This window comes from Brachybacterium paraconglomeratum (genome assembly GCF_003994255.1).
Classification (GTDB): domain Bacteria; phylum Actinomycetota; class Actinomycetes; order Actinomycetales; family Dermabacteraceae; genus Brachybacterium; species Brachybacterium conglomeratum.
The window spans coordinates 18,343-33,127 of the sequence record NZ_ML133862.1; the positions used below are offsets into that span (position 1 = coordinate 18,343).

The window sequence follows — 14,785 nt, forward strand, 5'->3', positions numbered from 1 at the left end:
GAATGCCCGGCATGCCGCTTATCGTGTTCCAGGTCTCACGGCGAGATGATTCCTCCATGACGGCGCTGCTGATGCTCGCCGCCCTGGTGCTGCCCTCGAAGGGCGCACGATGCCGGCGACCCGGCGTGGAGCAGGCGCCCGCTCCGGTCCGAGCGCGGCGGGAGAGCCGCCGTCACCGCGGCATGTTGCGCAGGTTGCTCGCGGCCATGTCGACCATCCTCCCCACGCCGCCGCCGAGCACGATCTTCGTCGAGGCGGTGGCGAAGCCGCGGATCTGCTGCGCGGTGATCTTCGGAGGCATGGAGAGGGCGTCGGGATCGGTGACCACGTCGATGAGCACCGGGCCGGGGGTCGCGAGCGCGGCGGCGAGCTGCTTCTTCAGCTTCTTCGGATCCGTGATGCGCACCGCGCCGATGCCCACGCCCTCGGCGATCGCGGCGTAGTCCACGGCCTCGTGATCGGTGCCGTGATCGGGCAGGCCCTCGACCAGCATCTCGAGCTTGACCATGCCGAGACTGGAGTTGTTGAACACGAGGATCTTCGTGTCCAACTCATGCAGCTTCACGGTCAGCAGCTCCCCCATCAGCATGCCGAGCCCGCCGTCGCCGCTCATCGAGATCACCTGCCGGCCGGGGAACGCCTTCGAGGCGCCGATCGCCTGCGGCAGCGCGTTGGCCATGGTGCCGTGGTGCCAGGAGCCGAACACGCGCCGCTTCCCGTTGGGGGTGATGTAGCGGGCGCCCCAGACGTTGCACATGCCGGTGTCCACGGTGAACACCGCGTCGTCGTCGGCGAGCTCGTCGAGCGTCGCGGCGACGAACTCGGGGTGGATGGGCGTCATCCGCTCGACGTTCTTCGTGTACGCGGCGACCACACCGGAGAGCGCCTTGTGGTGCGCCTTCAGCTGGCGGTGCAGGTAGCGGTGCCCCTTGGTGGACGTCAGCAGCGGCAGCACCGCCTGGAGGGTGAGCGCGACGTCGCCGTGCACGGCGAGGTCGAGGCCCACGCGACGGCCCAGCCGGGACGCGTCGGCGTCGATCTGCACGATCCGCGGCGCCCGCTTGCCGTTCTCGCGCGGCAGGAACTCGCTGTAGGGGAAGTCGGTGCCCAGCAGGATCACGAGGTCCGCCTCGTGCATCGCGTCGTAGCAGGCGCCATAGCCGAGAAGGCCGCTCATGCCCACGTCGAAGGGGTTGTCGTACTGCATCCACTCCTTGCCTCCGAAGGCGTGGCCGATCGGCGCCTTGACCCGCTCGGCGAGCGCGAGCACCTCCTCGCGGGCGCCGCGCACCCCGGCGCCGGCGAACAGCATCACGGTGTCCGCCTCGTCGATCAGCTCGGCGAGGCGGCCGACGGGGCCTGCGGCCGGCTGGACCGCGCCGAGCTCGGTGGCGAGATCCCGGGTGAGCGGGGCGTCGACCTCCTGGTCGGCGACGTCGCCGGGCAGCACCAGCACGGAGACGCCGCTCTTCGCGATCGCGGTCTGGATCGCGATGTGCAGCATCGTCGCGCCGTGGGGGCCGGAGTTGACCATCTCGCAGAAGTGGGAGCACTCCTGGAACAGCCGCTCCGGATGGGTCTCCTGGAAGAAGCCGGTGCCGATCTTCTCCGAGGGGATGTGGGAGGCGATCGCGAGGACCGGCGCGTTGTCGCGGTGCGCGTCGTACAGCCCCTGGATCATATGGGTGTTGCCCGGGCCGCAGGAGCCGGCGCACACGGCGAGCTTCCCGGTCAGTCGGGCCTCGGCTCCGGCGGCGAAGGCGCCGGCCTCCTCGTTGCGCACATGCACCCACTCGATGCCCTCGGTGGTGCGGACGGCGTCGACGACGGGGTTCAGCGAGTCGCCGACCACCCCGTAGATGCGCTCCACGCCGAGGTCGCGGAGCTGGGTGACGAGGAGATGGGCGAAGCTGGTGCGGGCCATGGGGTTCCTCCCTGGGTGGCGGTCCGTGGGCGCGGCGCCGGGGAGCACGGCTCCCGGGCGGCGTGCATGCTCCTCGAGCCTACTCGCGAGACGCTCCGGTGGTAGGGCCGAGCCCCGACCGATCGGCTCGGCGACGGATCGGTCGCGGGCGGCAGCGGAGGCGAGGCGCGGCGGGGGCGGGCCCCGCCCCCTCAGACGGAGGGAGTCTCCTCGTCGGCCTGCTCCTCGCCCTCGGCGGGCGTCCCCGGGATGAAGCGCACCGTCTTCACCCGGCGCTCGTCGACCTCGGCGACCTCGAGGGTGCCGCCGTCGACCGCGACCGTGTCCCCGGCCTCGGGGATGCGACCCAGCTGCGCCATGAGGAAGCCGCCGACGGTCTCGTAGCCGCCGGTGTCCGGCAGGGGGATGTCGGTCGCGGCCTCGAACTCCTGCAGGATCAGGCCGCCCTCGAAGGTGCCGTCCGCCGCGAGGATGCTGTCCAGGCCGCCGGGAGCGGGCCAGGTGTCCGCATCGAACTCGTCGTAGATCTCGCCCACGAGCTCCTCGAGCAGGTCCTCGAGGGTGACGATCCCGTCGGTGCCGCCGTACTCGTCCACGACCACGGCGATCTGGTCGGCGTGGGCGCGCATCCGGTTCAGCGCCGAGAGCACCTGGACGGTGCCGGGGATGTGCTCGATGGGGCGCACCAGCTCCGACATGCGGGTGCGGACCGGGTCCTCGACCAGGAGCATGTCGCGCACGTGCACGAAGCCGAGCACGTCGTCGACGTCGTCGCCCGTGACGGGATAGCGGGAGAAACCGGTGTCGCGGATCTCCTGTCGGCTCTCCTCGACGCTCTGGCGCCCGTCGAGGAAGTGGACCTGGTGACGGGGCTGCATGACCTCGACGACGGTGCGCTCGGAGGCGTCGAACACGTCGGCCAGCACCCGCGACTCGGCCTGGTCCAGCGCGTCGGAGTCGCGGACCATCGCCTTGATCTCCTCGGCGGAGACCGCCTCGCGGTTCGCGTTCGGGTCGCCGCCCAGCAGGCGCACGATGAGGTTCGTGGAGGCCGACAGCAGCCAGATCACCGGGCGCATCAGCTGACCGAACAGGTGCAGCGGCGGGCCGACGACCCGCGTCATGCCCAGCGCGTTCTGCATGGCCAGGCGCTTGGGGACGAGCTCGCCGAGCACGAGGGAGAGGTAGGCGATGATCAGCGTCATCCCGATCAGCGCGGCGGTCCCGGCGGTGGCCTCCGGCAGGCCCAGCCCCGTCAGCACCGGCACGAGCGACGGCGCGATCGTGGAGGCGCCGTAGGCGGAGGAGAAGAACCCGGCGACGGTCACGCCGATCTGCACGGCGGAGAGGAACTGGTTGGGGTCGCGGACCATCGTCGCGGTCTTCGCGCCGCGGGGCCCGGACTCCTCGAGCTGGTCGATCTGCGACTCGCGGAGATTCACGATCGCCATCTCGGTGCCCGCGAACACGCCGCCGATCAGCACGAAGAGCAGAACGAGGCCGATGTTCACCAGTACAGAGGGATCCATGGGGACAAACCTACCGGTGCGTGCCAGGGGCGCGGCTCAGGCAACGGGCCGAGCTGGTCGCGGCAGGGTCGGCCCTCGCGGCACGCACCGGACGGCGACGCCGGACGGTTCACAGCAGGGGCAGCAGCTCCTCCCACACGGCGCGGAGGATCTCGGCGCCGGCGCGGCCCTCGAGGTGCGAGGTCACGGTGAGCACGGCCTGCTGCGCGGGCAGGACCAGCAGGAACTGGCCGTAGGCACCGTCGGCCCGCCAGGCCCCGTCGACCGTGCAGTCCCAGACCCCGAAGCCGTAACGGGCGGCCTCCGGCTCGGGGTCGCCGGTCGTGACCCAGGTGCCCTCGGCGTGGAGGGCGTCGATCCAGTCGGCGGGGACGAGCTGGGTGCCCTCGTGGGCGCCGCGGTCCAGGAGGAGGCGGCCGAGGCGGGCGAGCTGACCGCTTTTCAGGTGCAGGCCGGTCGCGCCCCACGTGCGGCCGTCACGGGTGGTGAACCACTGCGGGTTCAGGATCCCGAGCGGTGCGAACAGGCGCGGCATCAGCCAATCGCGCAGGGTCTGCCCGGTGCGCTCCTCGATCACGCGGGCGAGCAGGAAGATCGAGCCGTTGGAGTACTCGAACCGCTCCCCCGGCGCGGCGGTGAGGTCGGTGGCGAGCAGGTGGGCGGTGAGGTCCTCGTGCTCGCGCTCGGCGTCGAGGAAGCCGAGCACCGGGGAACCGGAGGTCATGGTCAGCAGGTGCCGCAGCCGCACCTCGTCCACACCCTGCCCGTACCCTCCGGTCGGGGCGGACAGGTGGTCGACGAGCAGGTCCTCGACCTGCAACAGCCCCTCGGCCTGCGCGATCCCGACGGCGAGGGCGGTGACGGTCTTGGAGACCGAGTAGATGTTCTCGGCGGTGTCCTCGACGAAGCGGTGGGAGAGCTCGGGATGGCCCGTGCGGTGCAGGTGCAGGGCGCGCACGCCGAGCCGCTGCTCCAGGACCCGCTGGCGCAGCGGCAGCAGGAGGTAGGGGTCGGCGGGGGTGACGGCGGCGGTGCTCATGGCTCGACCGTAGCGGGTGGGCCGACGGACAGGTGGGCCGAAGAACGGGTGGGCCGGTGGACATATGGGCCGACGGGTCGGACATGCGCGGGCCGGCCCCGGAGCCCGGCGGCGGTGAGCGGCCTCGCCGGAGGTTAACTGCGGTAGATCGTCCGCGGGCGCGTCGGGTTCTGGTGCGCGGGAGGATCCATGCTCACGGTTCCGCCGTCGATGTGCACCTTCGAGAGCCACGTCTGACGGCCCGGGTCCTCGCCGATCCGGTCCGGCCGCCAGGCGTGGTAGACGTACCAGATCCCGTCCGAGGTGCGCACCGGCATGCCGTGCCCGGGTCCCGCCGCCACCTCGTTGGCGGACAGCACGGGCTCCTCGGACAGCTTCGTCCACGGCCCCTCGATCCGGTCGGCCACCGCGACGCCGACGCCGTAGGTCTCGTTCCAGTACTCGCCGGCGGAGTAGAAGAGGTAGTAGCGGCCGCCCTCGACGATCACCGCCGGTCCCTCGATCGTATAGATCTCCCAGGCCTGGTCGCGCTCGAGGATGCGGGTGCGCTCCCCGATGAGAGAGAGTCCGTCGGGCGCCATGCGCTGGGCGAAGAGGAACGAGTCCTGATCGGCGGCGTTGCCGTCGTTCTTCCACAGCAGCCACAGGGTGCCGTCCTCGTCGCGGAACGGGGAGGCGTCGATGCACCCGCCCTCCTCGGGAGTGGACAGCAGCGGCGCGTCCATGTCGTCGACGAAGGGGCCGCCGGGGCTGTCGGCGACCGCGACGCCGATCGACTGGCGGTCGGTGGCACGCTCCCAGGCCGTGTAGTAGGCGTGGAAGCACCCGTCCACCTCGATCACCTCGGGCGCCCAGTGGCGGCCGCTGTTCGCCCAGGCGGCGATGACGGGTTGGCCGTCCCCGACCCGTCGCCAGGTGACCAGGTCCGGTGAGCGCAGCACGGGCATGTTCCCGTCGGCGCCGGCGGTGGAGTAGAGGTAGTACCCCTCGGGGGTGCGGAGAATCCCGGGGTCCGGCTGATTGGTGGTGATGACCGGGTTGGTGAACCCGGACGAGGCCTGGGCCGCGGACATCCCGGTCCCGGCGAACGCGGTGAGCGAACCGGTGACGAGCAGGGTGCGGCGGGAGGGGCGGGCGGGAGGAGTCATCGTCGGCATCCTTCGTGGGGTCCGGCCCGGCCTCGATGCCGCGCCGCGACTATTCCAACGTAGTAAAACCTGGATGTCCAGACCCGTCGCCGGGTACGCGGAGCACGCCCGGCGGCCGCTCCGCACTCGCCCCGCAGTCAGTGTGGCCCTTCCCGCGCAGGTCACCGCGCGAGTGTGCCGGCGCCGCGGAGACCTCAGATGTGCACGGGCGCCGGGGCCTCGAGCCCTGCGGGGCGGGCGACGGGCTCGAGCAGGCGCACGCCGTCGCGTCGGCCGATCCACACCACGAGCAGACCGGTGAGCAGCAGCAGCGCGATCGCGCCCGTGATCCCGCCGGCGAGCGCGGCCTCGGGCGCGCTCGCGGCAGGGACGGAAAGCGCAGCGGCGGAGGTGCCCGGCGCGGCGGAGGCCGCCCCGACCGCGCCGACGCCGGCGCCCGCGCCGCTGCCCGCGCCGAAGGCCCCGACCAGGTGCGCGAGAAGGGTGAGCGTGGTGGTCAGCGCGATCGGCAGCTCGAGCCCGCCCGTCTTCCAGGCGAGCACTCCGGCGCTGAGGCCGAGGGCGAGCGCGGGAAGCAGCACAGCCGGGGTGAGATCCCGGCCGATCAGCATCACGGCGGTGCCGGCGAGGACGGGCAGGGCGGGGCTGCGCAGCCAGGTGCCGAGCGCCTGCATCACGGTGCCGCGCAGGCTCAGCTCGAGTCCGATCGCCTGCACCGGGGCGAGGACCAGCACCAGCAGCACCACCAGCAGCAGCTGCGGGATCGAGGCGCCGGCCCCGGCGGCGTCGGGGGCTCCGGCGAGCATGCCGGCGAGCGCGGCGAGCACGACCACCGCGAGCCCTCCCCCGGCTCCGGCGAGCAGCAGGGAGCGGTCCGGGCGCAGACGGGCCGCGACCGACCAGGCGGTGCCGAGCGGTCGCCAGCCGCCCACGCGCACGCCGACGATCCCCGCCGGCAGCCACATCGCGCCCATCGCCAGCGCCAGGCCGACGTCCAGGGGGCTGGTCGGGTCGCCGCTGGTGACGCCGCGGGCGATGTTCACGCCGGGCACCACCGCGAGCAGCAGCACCGCGGTGACCAGCACGACGGAGCTGAGCACCACATAGGCGAGGAGGGCCGCGCCGAGGCTGAGCAGCGGCTTCGCGGGCCGGGACCAGGCCGGGCGGAGGGCGGCGAGGCGGTGGTACGCCGTCGCGGGGGCGTCCGACGGTGCGGCGTCGGGGGTGCTGTCGGGCGCGGCGGCGCCGGCCGAGCCGGAGCTCGCGGCGCTCATGCGGCGCGCTCGGCGAGGCGGCGGCGACGCTCCTGCTGCGCCTGGTCCTGGGCCGCATGCGCCTGGGACGCGGCGGCGGAGAGGCCGAGGTCCTCCAGCGCCAGCGGCTGGGCGACGGGGCCGAAGGGGCGCTCGCGGTGCATGGAGCCGTCGGCCGCGAGGTGCAGCAGCTCGCCGGAGTCCATGAGACGCCAGGCGGGGTCATCATCCATCGGCTCGGAGGCGATCACCACCGAGTCGATGCCGGCGAGGTCCTCGCTGCGGGTGCGCAGCGTGGCGGAGGACTGGTCCAGCGCCTCGCGGGGCGCTGCCGTGGTCGCCTCCCGCTCCAGCACCCACAGCTCGTTGGTGGCGGGCAGACGCACCGCGATCAGCTCCTCGTCCTTCAGCACCAGCACGTTCACCGAGTACACGGGCACGTTCCGCGCGATCCAGTCCAGCGCCGCGACGACGCCGTCGTGCAGGTCGCCGTCGTGCGCGGCGACCTCCCCGGTGATCAGCGCGGCCATCCACTCGCTGTCGGTGACGCCGCGGACGTGATGTGCGGCGCCGAGCGCGCGCACCCGCTCCTTCATCTGCTCGGTCACCTCGAGCACGCCGTTGTGGGCGGAGAGGATCCCGTCCTGCAGGAAGGGATGGGTGTTCTCGTCGCTGTGCCCGGTGCCGGAGGAGAGCCGCACGTGCGCGATCATCGCGCGGGACCGCACCGCAGTGGCGATCTGCCCGAAGCGCTCGGAGGCGTAGGCGGCCACGGGCTTCTTCGCGACCTGCGGGGCACCGTGCTCGTCGATCCAGCCCAGCCCCGTCCCATCGGCGTTGAAGCGGGACTGGCGGAGCAACGAGTAGGGGGCGTCCAGCAGCCAGAAGTCGGCGGTGATGGGCTGGTCGGAATGGAGGGCGAGGAGTCGGCACATGACGCCTCCACTGTAGAGCGGGAGGCCTGTGAGCGCCGTGAGGGCCGACACCCGGGGGCAAGACCCATCACCTCCGGGAAGGCCTGCGCGGCCGGCCGCGTTCCTGCGGGCATGAACCACTCCTCTCGCCTCACGCTCGGGATCCTCGGCGCCGGGAAGGTCGGCACGGTCCTGGCCCGCCTCGCGGTCGCCGCCGGTCATGAGGTGCTGATCGCCGGCTCCGGCGATCCCGCGAAGATCGCGCTGATCACCCAGTTCCTGGCCCCGGGCGCTCAGCCCGTCACCGCCCGTGAGGCGGCCGAGCGCGCTGACCTCGTGATCCTCGCGCTGCCGCTGGGCAAGCACGCCACCATCCCCGCCGACGCCTTGGAGGGGAAGGTCGTGATCGACGCGATGAACTACTGGTGGGAGACCGACGGCCAGATCGAGGAGTTCTCCTCCCCCAGCGCCTCCACCAGCGTGTTCATCCAGGAGCAGCTGCCGGACGCGACCGTGGTCAAGGCGTTCAACCACATGGGGTATCACGATCTCGAGGACCTCGCCCATCGGCCCGCGCCCCGCGCCGCGATCGGGATCGCCGGCCCCTCCCCCGCGACCGACGAGGTCGCGCGCCTCGTCGACGGCCTCGGCTTCGACCCGGTGCTGATCGGGGAGCTCGGCGAGGGGGTGCGCCTGCAGCCCTTCACCGAGGCGTTCGGGGCGAGCACCGATGCGGACGCCCTGCGGGAGATCGTGGAGCGGTTCCCGGGGACGGACCGTGGCCGGGAGGTCATGGCCGCGCTCGGCGCCCGGGCCTGAGCCGGATCCTCCGCACGGAGTCGACCGCACGGACGATCCGTCGAGCCCCGACTCGTCCCTACCCTGGGGCCATGACCACGCACCGGCCCGTCGGCCCCGCCACGCCGCAGGAGACGGTCGCGTCGCCCGCCCCCGAGACGCCGCCGAAGACGGCGGTGCCTCTCGAGCCGGGGACGCCGTCGTGGCGCAGCGTGCGCGGCTGGGTGATAGCCGCCCTGCAGACGCTGCTCTGCCTGGGACTCGGCTGCCTGATGTTCCTGATGGTGCTCGGCGAGCTGCTGTTCGAGTTCGACGACGCGCCGCCCGAGGGGCTGGTGGCGATGGTGGCTGTCGACGCGCTGATCGGGGTCGCGGCGACGGTCGTGATCGGCCCGCTGCGCCTCCTGCGCCCGGGCCGGCTCCATGCGACGGCCCACCTGCTGATCACGACCGTAGCCGGGCTGAGCGTGTGGAGCGTGCCTGCGGCAGCGATCGCCCTGTACCGGCTCGGGCTGCGGCGCCGACTGGGACTGGACGTCGCCGCGGTGGCGCTGCTCGGCGTGACCGCCATGGCCTGGCTGACGCTCGACATGCGGCTTCGGGGCGACGACGATCCGCGCTACGTCGCCACCGCGCTCGGGGTGATGATCATCGGCGCCCTCGTGCCGCTGCTGATCGGCCGCGTGGTCGGCACCCGTCACGAGCTGATCCGCACGCTGCGCGAGCGCGCGGACGCCGCCGAGCGCGAGCGCGCCTCCGCGGAGCGGGAACGGATCGCCGCCGAGCGCGAGCGGGTCGCCGCCGAGCAGGCCCGATCCTCCGCGGACCAGGCCCGGCGCTCGGCCGAGCAGGCCGGGCTGTCGGCGCAGCGGGAGGCCGACGCCCTGCGGCGCGGCCGCGATGCGGAGAGCGCCCAGGTGCGGGCGGAGGAGCGGGCGGCGCTGGCCCGCGACATGCACGACAGCGTCTCCCACCACCTCGCCTCGATCGCCATGCACGCGGGCGCGATGGCCTATCGCGAGGACCTCGACCCCGCGACGCTGCGCGAGACCGCGCGGACGGTTCGCGACGCCGCCCAGCACGCGAACCGGGAGCTGCGCGAGGTGCTCATCGCACTGCGCACCGCCGACGACCACGCCGCCGACGACGCCGCGCCGCTCGCCACCGCCCCCACCCTCGAGGAGACGGTGGAGCGGGCGCGGGACGGTGGACAGGAGGTCTCCCTCGAACTCGACGGACTGGACCTGGCCGAACTCGAGCAGCTCGGACGCGGCACCGTCGTCGCGCTCGCCCGCATCCTCGGCGAGGCGCTGACCAACGCGGCCAAGCACGCACCGGGCGCCCCGGTCACCGCGCTCCTCGCCCGGCGGGCCGAGCAGGTGACGCTGACGGTCGAGAACCCGCTGACCGGTGAGGCACAGCCCCTGTCGACCGGCCACGGCCTCATCGGCGTCGAGGAGCGAGCGCGCCTGCTCGGCGGCGGGGCCCGCTGGACGCGCACCGAGCACGGCACCTTCGAGATGGAAGCATGGCTGCCATGGTGAACGACGGATCGGGCGCGCACCGAGGCGCCTGCGACAGCAGCGGCACGGACAGCCCGGGCGGCACGGACGGCCCGGGGGACCAGGGCGGCGCGGCCCCGGTGCGGGTGCTGCTGGTGGACGACGAGGCGCTGATGCGCTCCGGCCTGCGCCTGATGATCGACGGGGCGCGCGGCATCGAGGTGATCGGCGAGGCGGCCGACGGGCACGCCGCCCTCGAGCAGGTCGCCGGGCTCGGCCCGGACGTGGTGCTGATGGACATCCGCATGCCGCGCATGACCGGGCTCGAGGCCCTCGCCGCGCTGCGCGAGCGCGGCGACCAGGCGCGGGTGGTGATGCTGACCGCCTTCGACACCGACGAGTTCCTGCTCGAGGCGCTGCGGTCCGGGGCGGAGGGCTTCCTGCTCAAGGACTCCCCGCCCGAGGAGGTGGTCGAGGCGGTGCTCGCCGCCGCCGCCCAGCGGCCCCGCTTCTCCCCCGAGGTGCTGCGCCGCCTGGTCCGCCTCGCGGCCGACGGGGGTTCGGTCGGCGTCTCGGGCAGCAGCGAAGGGCGCGGCGCATCCGGCAGCGGACGAGCGGCCGGCCCGCACATCAGCGGGACCGCGAACGGCGACTTCCACCGGACCGCCACCAACTCCCTCGGCGGAGCGGGCGTCGCGTCGGCCGCAGGGGCGGGACCGTCATCCCCGTCGGCGGGATCCCCGTCGGCCGAGGCTTCCCTCTCCCCCGCGCCCGAGGGGATCACCGAGCGGGAGTGGGACGTGGCGCGGCTGGTCGCGCAGGGGCTCGCGAACCCGGAGATCGGCGCGAGCCTGTTCATGTCGGTCGCGACGGTGAAGACCCACCTGGGCCGGCTCTACCAGAAGCTGCAGGTCACCAACCGCGTGCAGCTCGCGATCGCGGTGCTCGAGCTCGGCGGCTGAGAGCGCCTCAGTTCATCAGGACCACGGCGGCGAAGGCGACGACCAGGCACGCGGCGCCGAGGCCCCACACCCACGTGGGCACGTTCTTGCTCTTCGAGGTCACGACGGTGGCGTAGAGCGAGATGATCGTCGCGAACATCAGCATGCCGGAGAGCAGGAACAGCAGCACGACGGCGGTGCTCATGCCGCCACCTCCGTGCTCCGCGTCGACGTCGGCATCCGTGGTCCTTCCCTCGCCCTGGCCTGACCCGCCGAATGGTAGTACAGGCCGCCCTGACCGGGAACGATGCCACCCACGACAGAACCCTCGTATCCTGGAGTCCTGATCTCGATGGGGAGGTTGTCATGGACCGGGACGACGGCAGTCCGGCCGGGAGCACCGGCGCCGCGACGCCCGCCGCGGGCGGGACGCATCGCGCGGCAGCGCCCGGGGTCGAGGGCCCGCTCCCGGTGGTCACCCTCTGGGAGCATTTCGGGGCCGGGGCCGACGCGATCGGCCGCGAGGTCGCCGAGCGGCTCGCCCTGCCCTACCACCAGCAGGCCTTCAGCTCCGAGGAGATCGAGTCCGACGGCCGCGACCGGGGCCCCTCCGCCGAGCAACAGGCCGCGCAGATCGAGTCCAGCCTGGCGCTGGCGCAGGTGTTCTCCGCGATGGGCGGGATGTACGGCGGGTTCGACGGCCGCGACATCATCGACACCCAGGAGCAGAAGCGCACGCTCATCGCCGAGAACGACGCGACCGTGCACCGCTGCGCCGAAGAGGGCGGGGTGATCGTCGGCCGGAACGCCACCGTGCTGCTCGCGGACCGGCCCCGCACCCTCCACGTGCTGCTCACCGCCGATCCGGAGACCCGCATCGCCCGCGCCGCCGAGCGCGCCGGGATCTCCCACGACCGCGCGGCCAGGCGGCAGAAGCGGGAGGACCAGGTGCGGGTGGACATGTCGAAGTCGCTGTACGGCTGGGACCCGAGCGCGGTGGAGAATTACGACATGGTCCTGAACACCTCGCGCCTCTCCCAGGACGCCGCCGTCGAGGCGATCGTCCATGCGGTGACGGGGCCGGGCTCCGCCCGGTGACCGCCTCCCGCGTCCTCGTCGTCGAGGACTCCCCCGACGTCCGCGCCCTGCTCGTCGAGGCCCTGCGCGACGAGGGGCACGAGGTTCTCACCGCCGCCGACGGGCTCGCCGCCCGTGCCGCGCTCGCCCCGGGCCGCGAGGCCGCGGGCGTCGACCTGGTGGTGCTGGACCTGATGCTCCCGCACGTGGACGGGTCGGTGCTGCTGGCGGAGATCCGCCGCGCGGGCGAGGTGCCGGTGCTGGTGCTGTCCGCGAAGGACGCCGTCTACACCAAGGTGGACATGCTGCGCCTGGGCGCCGACGACTACGTGACCAAGCCCTTCGACCTCGCCGAGCTCACCGCCCGGGTCGAGGCGCTGCTGCGCCGCTCCGCCCCGCCCGCCGCCGCCAAGCCCGCCCCGCTTGTCCACGGGCCCCTCTCCCTCGACCCCGCCGCCGCGCGCGTGCGGATGGACGGGGCCGAGGTCGCGCTGACCGCGACCGAGCTGCGGCTGCTGTACCTGCTGCTGGCCTCGCCGGGGCAGGTCTTCTCCCGGCCCCGGATCTACGAGGCGGTGTGGGAGGAGCCGTTCGTCGGCGACGACGCGGCGGTGAAGACCCACGTCTCGAACCTGCGCGGCAAGCTGCGCGAGGCCGCGCCGGCGCTGGACCCCATCGAGACCGTGTGGGGGCTCGGGTACCGGCTGCGCGCGCTCTGACCCGTCGGTCGGGGCATCTGCGCCGTCGGCCGCGCCGATCTTCACGCTTTCCTGACCTTCTCCGCCCCGCTCCTCACGCCTGCCCGACCTCTTCTCCGTAGCGTCGTCCCCGACACCACGAGCCAGAAGGGAGCCCGGCATGAGCGAGACCGTCCTGAGAACCCGGGACCTCACCAAGCACTACGGCGACCACGCCGCCGTGCACGCGATGAGCATCCGCCTCGAGCGCGGGCGGATCTACGGGCTGATCGGCCGCAACGGCGCCGGCAAGACCACGCTGATGCGGCTGATCGCAGGGCTGTCGATACCGAACTCCGGGAGCATCGAGCTGTTCGGTGCCGACGCCGAGCGCCCCCGCACCGCCGACCTCGCCCGGATCGGCACCCTCATCGAGTCCCCGTCCCTGCACGGCGGGATGACCGCGCGGCAGAACATGCACCTGCACCGGCTGCTGCGCGGCGTGCCCGATCCCCGCGTCGAGGAGCGTCTGCTCGAGCTCGTGGGCCTCGCCGGGACGGGCCGGAAGAAGGTCCGCGACTTCTCCCTCGGCATGCGCCAGCGGCTCGGGATCGCCCTCGCCCTGATCGCGGACCCGGAGCTGCTGATCCTCGACGAGCCCGTCAACGGCCTGGACCCGCAGGGCGTGGTCGAGGTGCGGCGCCTGGTGCGCTCGCTGGCGGAGGAGCGCGGGATGACCGTGCTGATCTCCAGCCACAACCTGCCCGAGCTGTTCCAGACCGCGACCGACTACCTCATCGTCGAGGGCGGCGAGCTGCGCATGACCCTCACCCTCGAGGAGCTCGAGGCCCAGACCCAGCAGTACCTCGAGGTCGCCGCCGCTGATCCCGCCGCCCTGCTCACCGCGCTCGAGGAGGCCTGGCCGGACGCGGAGGCGCGGGTCATGCCCGGCGGGACCGTGCGTCTGCCCCACCACGCCGACCGCGCCGAGCAGGTGCTGCGCACCCTCGTCGCCGCCGACGTGTGGCCCACGCGCCTGGCCCGCGAGGGCGAGAGCCTCGAATCGTTCTTCCTGTCCGTGATCGGAGGAGAGAGAGCATGATCAACCAGCTGCGCGCAGACCTCTACGCCATCGGCCGCACCGGCCCCGTCCTGATCTGCCTCGCCGTCGCCGTGCTCGCCGCGGCGCTGTACACCGTGCTGCAGCACAGCCTCGCCGCCGGCGACCTCGGCCCCGAGGCGGCCAGCGGCGTGCAGGTGCTCAGCGACGCGCTGATGGTCTCGCTGATGGGGCCGTTGCTGTTCGGGGCGCTGGTCGCCCAGCCCTTCGAGACCACGTCCGTGCACAACTCCCTGCTCGCCTCCGGGCGCGGAGCGTTCGTCGGCGCGAAGACGGTGCTGACCGCCGCGGCCGTGACCGCCCTGTCCCTCCCCTACGGGATCGCGGTGCTGATAGGCCTCGCGACCGAGCAGGAGTTCGCCCCGGCGATCCCCACCGCGTTCTCGCAGCTGCTCGCCGCCGGCGGCGGTCTCGACGGCGGCCGCGTGGGCGAGATCCTCGCGATCACCGCGACCATGGCCGTGCTCACCACGGCGAAGCTCTCGGTGTGCCTGCCGCTCGCGTTCGTGCTGCGGCGCCCGCTGGTGGTGATGGCGATCGGCTTCGTGTGGGGCTTCCTCGCGGACCTGATCGGCTCCACCGCGGCCGACGTCGAGGGCCTCGACGCGCTCGTGCGTCTGACCCCCTTCGCCCGCGACCACGTGCCGGGCCTCGACGCCACCGGCGGCGACCTGGTGGGCACCCTCGCCGTCTCGCTCGTGTTCATCGCGCTGATGGGACTGGTGTCCTGGCTGCTCTTCCGCCGGGCCGACGTGAAGTGAGCCGGGGCCGAGGCCTCGCCGCGCGGGGCCGCCCGCGGGCGGCGCCGTCCGGGTGGCCGCGCCGTGCGGGGCGGGTCTGGGATCATGGCCGGACCCGCCCCG

General features: G+C 73.2%; 14 protein-coding genes. 7 read left to right on the forward strand and 7 right to left on the reverse strand.

Features of this window, described 5'->3' with window-relative positions:
- Positions 1 to 172: 172 nt before the first annotated feature.
- From DS079_RS15280 to DS079_RS15305, 6 genes are all read right to left on the reverse strand, one after another.
- Positions 173 to 1,924, reverse strand: coding sequence for a pyruvate dehydrogenase (locus DS079_RS15280; RefSeq protein WP_126988662.1), 1,752 nt, complete (start codon positions 1,922 to 1,924; stop codon positions 173 to 175).
- 191 nt (positions 1,925 to 2,115) lie between these two features.
- Positions 2,116 to 3,453, reverse strand: coding sequence for a hemolysin family protein (locus tag DS079_RS15285; protein WP_126988663.1), 1,338 nt, complete (start codon positions 3,451 to 3,453; stop codon positions 2,116 to 2,118).
- Positions 3,454 to 3,562: 109 nt separating this feature from the next.
- Entirely contained in the window at positions 3,563 to 4,492 is a 930-nt protein-coding gene (locus DS079_RS15290; RefSeq protein ID WP_126988664.1) for a serine hydrolase domain-containing protein, read from the reverse strand.
- 134 nt (positions 4,493 to 4,626) lie between these two features.
- Positions 4,627 to 5,640: a glycoside hydrolase family 43 protein gene (locus DS079_RS15295; protein ID WP_164736282.1), complete on the reverse strand. Its 1,014-nt coding sequence runs from the start codon at positions 5,638 to 5,640 to the stop codon at positions 4,627 to 4,629.
- Between the two features lie 194 nt (positions 5,641 to 5,834).
- Positions 5,835 to 6,914, reverse strand: a complete 1,080-nt coding sequence (locus tag DS079_RS15300; protein WP_126988666.1) for a CPBP family glutamic-type intramembrane protease — start codon at positions 6,912 to 6,914, stop codon at positions 5,835 to 5,837.
- Entirely contained in the window at positions 6,911 to 7,828 is a 918-nt protein-coding gene (locus DS079_RS15305; RefSeq protein ID WP_126988667.1) for a class II glutamine amidotransferase, read from the reverse strand. Before DS079_RS15305 ends, DS079_RS15300 begins: the two co-directional genes overlap by 4 nt.
- Before the next feature lie 111 nt (positions 7,829 to 7,939).
- Between DS079_RS15305 and DS079_RS15310 the strand changes: the two genes are divergently transcribed.
- The 3 genes from DS079_RS15310 to DS079_RS15320 all read left to right on the forward strand — a co-directional run bounded on the left by DS079_RS15310 (position 7,940) and on the right by DS079_RS15320 (position 11,069).
- Entirely contained in the window at positions 7,940 to 8,626 is a 687-nt protein-coding gene (locus DS079_RS15310; RefSeq protein ID WP_126988668.1) for an NADPH-dependent F420 reductase, read from the forward strand.
- 71 nt (positions 8,627 to 8,697) lie between these two features.
- Positions 8,698 to 10,149, forward strand: coding sequence for a histidine kinase (locus DS079_RS15315; RefSeq protein ID WP_126988669.1), 1,452 nt, complete (start codon positions 8,698 to 8,700; stop codon positions 10,147 to 10,149).
- The gene (locus DS079_RS15320; RefSeq protein ID WP_241237687.1) at positions 10,134 to 11,069 is read left to right on the forward strand and encodes a response regulator transcription factor; all 936 of its coding nucleotides are present in this window, start codon (positions 10,134 to 10,136) and stop codon (positions 11,067 to 11,069) included. Before DS079_RS15315 ends, DS079_RS15320 begins: the two co-directional genes overlap by 16 nt.
- Before the next feature lie 7 nt (positions 11,070 to 11,076).
- Here DS079_RS15320 and DS079_RS17180 read toward each other — a convergent pair whose 3' ends face one another.
- Positions 11,077 to 11,253, reverse strand: a complete 177-nt coding sequence (locus tag DS079_RS17180; RefSeq protein ID WP_164736283.1) for a hypothetical protein — start codon at positions 11,251 to 11,253, stop codon at positions 11,077 to 11,079.
- Between the two features lie 161 nt (positions 11,254 to 11,414).
- Here DS079_RS17180 and DS079_RS15325 point away from each other — a divergent pair, with 161 nt between their 5' ends.
- The 4 genes from DS079_RS15325 (at position 11,415) to DS079_RS15340 (ending at position 14,683) form a co-directional block, all read left to right on the forward strand.
- Positions 11,415 to 12,146 (forward strand): cytidylate kinase-like family protein, encoded by a 732-nt coding sequence (locus tag DS079_RS15325; RefSeq protein WP_164736284.1) that lies wholly within the window; start codon positions 11,415 to 11,417, stop codon positions 12,144 to 12,146.
- Positions 12,143 to 12,844 (forward strand): response regulator transcription factor, encoded by a 702-nt coding sequence (locus DS079_RS15330; RefSeq protein ID WP_126988671.1) that lies wholly within the window; start codon positions 12,143 to 12,145, stop codon positions 12,842 to 12,844. Before DS079_RS15325 ends, DS079_RS15330 begins: the two co-directional genes overlap by 4 nt.
- Before the next feature lie 139 nt (positions 12,845 to 12,983).
- Complete coding sequence (locus DS079_RS15335; RefSeq protein WP_126988672.1) at positions 12,984 to 13,904, forward strand: ABC transporter ATP-binding protein; 921 nt, start codon at positions 12,984 to 12,986, stop codon at positions 13,902 to 13,904.
- Complete coding sequence (locus DS079_RS15340; RefSeq protein WP_126988673.1) at positions 13,901 to 14,683, forward strand: hypothetical protein; 783 nt, start codon at positions 13,901 to 13,903, stop codon at positions 14,681 to 14,683. The genes DS079_RS15335 and DS079_RS15340 overlap by 4 nt, the downstream gene beginning before the upstream one ends.
- Positions 14,684 to 14,785: the final 102 nt, after the last annotated feature.